Origin of the sequence: Nocardioides antri (assembly GCF_008373765.1) — a bacterium.
GTDB lineage: Bacteria > Actinomycetota > Actinomycetes > Propionibacteriales > Nocardioidaceae > Nocardioides > Nocardioides antri.
This window is the reverse complement of the sequence record NZ_VUJW01000209.1, coordinates 1-337: the sequence shown is the minus strand read 5'-3', so window position 1 is coordinate 337 and position 337 is coordinate 1. Positions and strand designations below refer to the sequence as shown.

Below are 337 nucleotides of genomic sequence, written 5' to 3'. Positions count from 1 at the left end.
CAAAAAGTCTAAGAGAGGACGTGGTCGTTCCGCGGGAGCGAAATTCCGTATCTCCCTGGGTCTCCCAGTGGGAGCAGTAATCAACTGCGCCGACAACACAGGGGCAAAGAATCTGTATGTGATCGCTGTCCAAGGTATCAAAGGTCGCCTGAACAGACTGCCGGCGGCCGGTTCCGGGGACATGATTGTGGCCACAGTCAAAAAGGGTAAACCTGAACTCCGGAAAAAGGTAATGCCGGCAGTGGTCATCAGGCAGCGGAAACCATTCAGAAGGCGTGATGGAGTATTTATATACTTTGAGGACAATGCGGGTGTCATAGTCAATAACAAGGGCGAA

The 337-nt window shown here is 51.9% G+C and carries 1 protein-coding gene; it reads left to right on the top strand.

Features of this window, described 5'->3' with window-relative positions; translation table 11 throughout:
- Positions 1-67 precede the first annotated feature (67 nt).
- Positions 68-337: uL14 family ribosomal protein (locus F0U47_RS23025; protein WP_223162878.1), on the top strand; the 270-nt coding region annotated here is incomplete at its 3' end.